Origin of the sequence: Burkholderia sp. LMG 13014 (genome assembly GCF_905232215.1) — a bacterium.
GTDB lineage: Bacteria > Pseudomonadota > Gammaproteobacteria > Burkholderiales > Burkholderiaceae > Burkholderia.
Genome location: NZ_CAJNKE010000375.1, coordinates 1 through 6,013, shown reverse-complemented (window position 1 = coordinate 6,013; position 6,013 = coordinate 1). Strand labels below are relative to the sequence as shown.

General features: G+C 63.6%; 5 protein-coding genes and 1 tRNA gene. All 6 read left to right on the top strand.

Translation table 11 applies throughout. The features are described 5' to 3' along the window. On the top strand, positions 1-268 hold a 268-nt coding region (locus tag JYJ84_RS26380), incomplete at its 5' end, for an NAD(P)/FAD-dependent oxidoreductase (protein WP_205189634.1). A gap of 106 nt (positions 269-374) precedes the next feature. Then, entirely contained in the window at positions 375-587 is a 213-nt protein-coding gene (gene rpsU / locus JYJ84_RS26375) for a 30S ribosomal protein S21 (protein WP_006751743.1), read from the top strand. 200 nt (positions 588-787) lie between these two features. After that, positions 788-1,234, top strand: a complete 447-nt coding sequence (locus JYJ84_RS26370) for a GatB/YqeY domain-containing protein (RefSeq protein WP_069251095.1) — start codon at positions 788-790, stop codon at positions 1,232-1,234. Between the two features lie 71 nt (positions 1,235-1,305). Then, complete coding sequence (gene dnaG, locus JYJ84_RS26365) at positions 1,306-3,183, top strand: DNA primase (RefSeq protein ID WP_122949175.1); 1,878 nt, start codon at positions 1,306-1,308, stop codon at positions 3,181-3,183. 88 nt (positions 3,184-3,271) lie between these two features. Then, on the top strand, positions 3,272-5,698 hold the full coding sequence (gene rpoD, locus JYJ84_RS26360) for an RNA polymerase sigma factor RpoD (protein WP_175222874.1): 2,427 nt from the start codon (positions 3,272-3,274) through the stop codon (positions 5,696-5,698). 129 nt (positions 5,699-5,827) lie between these two features. Further along, positions 5,828-5,903, top strand: a tRNA-Ile gene (locus JYJ84_RS26355). Positions 5,904-6,013 lie beyond the last annotated feature (110 nt).

Sequence of the window (6,013 nt, the reverse complement as noted above, 5' to 3'; positions counted from 1 at the left end):
GCTGCGCCAGGTGGGCGACGCGCTGTCCGGCTGGACGCTGACGCCGAACGGCACCGAGGGCTACAAGAAGGCCGAAGTGACGAGGGGTGGGGTCGATACGCGCGACCTGTCGTCGGCGACGATGATGAGTACGCGCGTGCCCGGGCTGTTCTTCGTCGGCGAGGCGGTGGACGTGACGGGCTGGCTCGGCGGCTACAACTTCCAGTGGGCGTGGGCGTCCGGCACGGCGGCCGGGCAGGCCGCGGCGGAGTATGCGCGCGGCGCTTGACAGGGCCGGGCTGGCGCCGTTTGGTGGGACCAGTCCCCGTGCCTTTAGGCAATCGCTCTGCTATACTCGGTAGTCTTTCCCTGCAATCCTTTATTCGTGTCGGATCATGACGATCATTCGCGTTAAAGAGAACGAGCCGTTTGAAGTTGCAATGCGTCGCTTCAAGCGCACGATCGAGAAGAACGGTCTGCTGACCGAGCTTCGAGCGCGCGAGTTTTTCGAGAAGCCGACCGCGGAGCGCAAGCGCAAGAAGGCTGCTGCAGTGAAGCGTCATTACAAGCGTATCCGCAGCCAGACGCTGCCGAAGAAGCTGTACTGAACGATTGGGCGCCGCGCGGTTCACTGAGCGGCGCACCGGCGACTCCGTGCGATCGTGGAAGATCGAGCTGATCGTGCGATCGATCAGGCGAGCCGCCGATGCCGGATTCGAGCAACCCGCTTGAGACATTGTCCCAAGCGGGTTTTTGTGTTGACGTCCGTTCGCGGGCGTCGAATTCACGTTTCCTTCCCGGGTGAAAGATGAGTTTGAAAGAGCAGATCAGCGAAGACATGAAGGCCGCGATGCGCGCGAAGGAAAGCGAGCGCCTGGCAACGATTCGCCTGCTGATGGCCGCGATCAAGCAGCGCGAAGTCGACGATCAGATCACCCTCGACGACGCGGGCATCACGGCCGTGATCGACAAGATGATCAAGCAGCGCAAGGATTCGATCAGCCAGTTCCAGGCAGCCGGCCGTGACGATCTCGTCGCGAAGGAGCAGGCCGAACTGGTCGTGCTGAGCGGTTACATGCCCGAGCAGCTGTCGGAGGCCGAGGTGGCTGCCGAAGTCCAGGCCGCGGTCGCGCAGACGGGCGCCGCCGGCCCGCAGGACATGGGCAAGGTGATGGGCGTGCTGAAGGGCAAGCTCGCCGGCCGTGCCGACATGACGGCCATTTCCGCGCTGGTCAAGGCCGCGCTGACGAAGTAACCCCTGTTTCCCTGGCGCGCGCCGTGCGTGCGCCGGGGTGTCGTATTGTCTTTTTTTCGCTCGATCCCACGGTGATTCCGCATTCGTTCCTGCAGGATTTGCTGAACCGCGTCGATATCGTCGACGTGGTGGGCAAGTACGTGCAGCTCAAGAAGGGCGGCGCCAACTTCATGGGGCTGTGCCCGTTCCATAACGAGAAGAGCCCGTCGTTTACCGTCAGCCCGACCAAGCAGTTCTATCACTGCTTCGGTTGCGGCGCGCACGGCACGGCGATCGGCTTCCTGATGGAACACGCGGGGCTCACGTTCCCGGAGGCCGTGCAGGACCTCGCGCAGTCCGTCGGGCTGACCGTGCCGCACGAGCCGTCGATGCGCGGTGGAGGTGGTGGCGGAGGCGGTGGCGGCGACTATCCGGCGCCGGTGTCGAAATCGGTCGCGACTGCGTTGTCCGATGCGATGACCGCCGCGTGCGACTACTACCGCAAGCAGTTGCGCGGCGCGACCGTCGCGATCCAGTACCTGAAGAACCGGGGCCTGACTGGCGAGATCGCCGCGCGCTTCGGGCTCGGCTATGCGCCGGATGGCTGGCAGAACCTCGAAGCCGCGTTCCCGGACTATCGCGACGAGTCGCTCGTCGAGTCGGGGCTCGTGATCGTCAGCGAGAAGACCGATGCGCAGGGCGTTGCGCGCCGCTACGACCGGTTCCGCGAGCGGATCATGTTCCCGATCCGCAACGTGAAGGGGCAGGTGATCGGCTTCGGCGGCCGCGTGCTCGGCAGCGGCGAGCCGAAGTACCTGAACTCGCCCGAAACCCCGCTGTTCAACAAGGGCAGCGAGCTGTACGGGCTGTTCGAGGCGCGGCTCGCGATTCGCGAGCGCAAGTACGTGCTGGTCGTCGAAGGCTACATGGACGTCGTCGCGCTCGCGCAGCTCGGGTTCCCGAATGCGGTCGCGACGCTCGGTACCGCGTGCACGCCGATTCACGTGCAGAAGCTGCTGCGCCAGACCGATACGGTCATTTTCAGTTTCGACGGCGATTCGGCCGGGCGACGGGCGGCCCGGCGCGCGCTCGAGGCCTGCCTGCCGCATGCGGGCGACAACCGCACGATCCGGTTCCTTTTTCTGCCGGCCGAGCACGATCCGGACAGCTATGTACGCGAGTTCGGCGAGGCAGCGTTCTCCGAGCAGGTCGAGCGCGCGATGCCGCTGTCACAATTTCTGCTGAACGAAGCAATTTCCGGCAAGGCGCTCGACCAGCCGGAAGGCCGCGCGAAGGCGCTGTTTGACGCGAAGCCGTTGTTGCAGGCGCTGCCCGCGAACGCGTTGCGCGCGCAGATCATGCACATGTTCGCCGATCGCCTCGACATCCCGTTCGAGGAGGTCGCGGGGCTGTCCGACGTCGATACGCGGATCGCGGCACCGCCGCGCCAGGCGCCCCCGCGCAGCGAGCGGCGCCGCGTGACGGACAGCGAAAAGCGCGCGTTGCGCACGCTGGTGATGCATCCGCGCATCGCGTCGCAGCTCGACGACGAGCAGCTCGCGACCCTGCGCGCATTGCCGCGCATCGGCGAACTGTTCGCGGAAGTGGTCGATCATGCGCGCGCGCTGGGCGATGGCGCGGAGTTCCGGCTGCTGTCGGATGTCCTGCGGACGTCCTCGAATGGAGCGACTTACGAGGAAATCTTCCGCGAAATTCTGGACTATGATGAAAACGTCCGCGACTTGCTGTTACAGAATCCGGAAGACGAGACGGTGCCCGAGCGGCAGCGTGAACAGGAACGGATCGCGGGGGAGGAACTGCAGGCGGCGGTGCTCAAGATGCGTTACGACGCTTGCTGCGACCGGCTTGACAGGCTGGCGCGGCAATCCACCTTCACACCCGAGGAATTGGCCGAATTGACGGAATTGAACCAGCAGCGAACCGACATGAAGCGTCGGCTCGGGCTGTAGGCGGCCGGAGAGCTTAGAGAGGGCTCCCCAGCGTGCTATAATATAAGGTTTCCAGCGGTTTGTTTTCTAAGCAGAGGCGAGAATCGCGATGGCAAAGACGACAGGCGGAAAGAAAGCAACAGGCAAGGGCTCGACGGAGCCGACCAAGCAGGTCACAGCGGCCAAGTCTGCTTCTTCCACCAGGACAACGTCTTCAGCCACGTCAGCCCCAGCAGGAAAGAAAACCGCGGCCGGCACTGCTCAGGTTGCGCCGGCGTCGGCAGCCAGAACACGGGCTGCCGCCAGACCCGACTCCGGGCCGGCCAAGCCGGCGGCGAAGCGGGCAAGTGCGAAAAGCGCAAGGGACACGACTGCCGCCGCGGACGAAACGGCAGTACGTACTACTCATGTACCCACGGTTCAACCGGCTGTCGTCCAGCAGCCGCGAGTCGATATAGCCGGTACGGCGAACTCCATGACCAAAAAGCTGAACGAAGTATCCGTCGAAGACGACGCAAATCAGAGCGACGAGCAGCCCGCAGCAGCAGCAGCGGCGGCTGCACCGGGCAAATCCAAGGTGCGCGATCGTCGCGCCAAGGAAAAGGCGCTACTGAAGGAAGCGTTCGCGACGAGCACGCCGGGTACGGCCGAGGAGCTCGAAGAGCGCCGCGTGAAACTGCGCGCGCTGATCAAGCTCGGCAAGGAGCGCGGCTTCCTCACGTACGCTGAAATCAACGACCACCTGCCGGACAACTTCACCGAGACCGAAGCCCTCGAAGGCATCATCGGCACGTTCAACGACATGGGCGTGGCGGTCTACGAGCAGGCTCCGGACGCGGAAACGCTGCTCCTGAACGACAACGCGCCCGCCGCGTCGTCGGACGATGAAGTCGAAGAGGAAGCGGAAGTCGCGCTGTCCACCGTCGATTCGGAATTCGGCCGCACGACCGATCCGGTCCGGATGTACATGCGTGAAATGGGTACGGTCGAACTGCTCACGCGCGAAGGCGAAATCGAGATCGCGAAGCGGATCGAGGACGGCCTGCGCCACATGGTGATGGCCATCTCCGCGTGCCCGACGACGATCGCCGACATCCTCGCGATGGCCGAACGCGTCGCGAACGAAGAGATCCGCGTCGACGAACTCGTCGACGGCCTGCTCGATCCGAATGCTTCGGACTCCGCCGATACCGACGGCTTCTCCGCGAAGGAAGCGGAAGCGATCGAGAACGAGGACGAGGAAGCCGAAGAGGAAGAGGAAGAAGAGGAAGAGGAGGAAGACGACGGTGCCGCCCAGGCATCGGCCAACGCCGCCCAGCTCGAAGCCCTCAAGCGTGCGTCGCTCGACAAGTTCTCGCAGATCAGCGAGTGGTTCGACAAGATGCGCCGCGCGTTCGAAAAGGAAGGCTACAAGTCGAAGGCCTACCTGAAGGCGCAGGAAACGATCCAGACCGAACTGATGACGATCCGCTTCACCGCGCGTACCGTCGAACGCCTGTGCGACACGCTGCGTGCGCAGGTGGACGAAGTGCGTCAGGTCGAACGTCAGATCCTGCACATCGTCGTCGACAAGTGCGGCATGCCGCGTTCGGAATTCATCGCGCGCTTCCCGGGCAGCGAGACGGATCTCGACTGGTCCGAGAAGGTCATGGCCGAAGGCCATTCGTACAGCGCGGTGCTGTCGCGTAACGTTCCGGCGATCCGCGAACAGCAGCAGCGCCTGCTCGACCTGCAGGCACGCGTCGTGCTGCCGCTGAAGGACCTGAAGGAAACCAACCGCCAGATGGCGGCCGGCGAACTGAAGGCACGCCAGGCGAAGCGCGAAATGACCGAGGCGAACCTGCGTCTCGTGATCTCGATCGCGAAGAAGTACACGAACCGCGGCCTGCAGTTCCTCGACCTGATCCAGGAAGGCAACATCGGCCTGATGAAGGCGGTGGACAAGTTCGAATACCGTCGCGGCTACAAGTTCTCGACCTACGCGACGTGGTGGATCCGCCAGGCCATCACGCGCTCGATCGCTGACCAGGCGCGCACGATCCGTATTCCGGTTCACATGATCGAGACGATCAACAAGATGAACCGCATCTCGCGGCAGATCCTGCAGGAAACCGGTCTCGAGCCGGATCCGGCAACGCTCGCCGAGAAGATGGAGATGCCGGAAGACAAGATCCGCAAGATCATGAAGATCGCGAAGGAGCCGATCTCGATGGAAACGCCGATCGGTGACGACGACGATTCCCATCTCGGCGACTTCATCGAGGACAACAACACGGTCGCGCCGGCGGATGCCGCGCTGCATGCGAGCATGCGCGATGTCGTGAAGGACGTGCTCGATTCGCTGACGCCGCGTGAGGCGAAGGTGCTGCGGATGCGCTTCGGTATCGAGATGAGCACCGATCACACGCTCGAGGAAGTCGGCAAGCAGTTCGACGTCACGCGCGAGCGGATCCGTCAGATCGAGGCCAAGGCGCTGCGCAAGCTGCGTCACCCGAGCCGTTCCGACAAGCTGAAGTCGTTCCTCGAAGGGAACTGATTTCCAGCGTCTCTCCTGCGAACGCCGCCGGTATCTGCATGATGCCGGTGGCGTTTGTCTCCTTTGTTGTTACAATGCCGGCCCGGCTTCTTTGTCGGGGCAGCGTGTGACACGCTTTGCTTCTCATCAGGGCTTGTAGCTCAGCGGTTAGAGCAGTCGACTCATAATCGATTGGTCGCGGGTTCGAACCCCGCCGGGCCCACCAGATTTCATGCGCGCACTTGCGCAGCATGTCGAAACCCGCGATGGCTTCATGCGTCGCGGGTTTTTCTTTGCGCGGACGCGAGACGAGCGTCCGAGTCAGGAAAGTACCGA

Excerpts from the sequence above, each read along its gene's own strand:
- rpsU (WP_006751743.1), top strand. The coding sequence starts at position 375 with ATGACGATCATTCGCGTTAAAGAGAACGAGCCGTTTGAAGTTGCAATG.
- JYJ84_RS26370 (WP_069251095.1), top strand. The coding sequence starts at position 788 with ATGAGTTTGAAAGAGCAGATCAGCGAAGACATGAAGGCCGCGATGCGC.
- rpoD (WP_175222874.1), top strand. The coding sequence starts at position 3,272 with ATGGCAAAGACGACAGGCGGAAAGAAAGCAACAGGCAAGGGCTCGACG.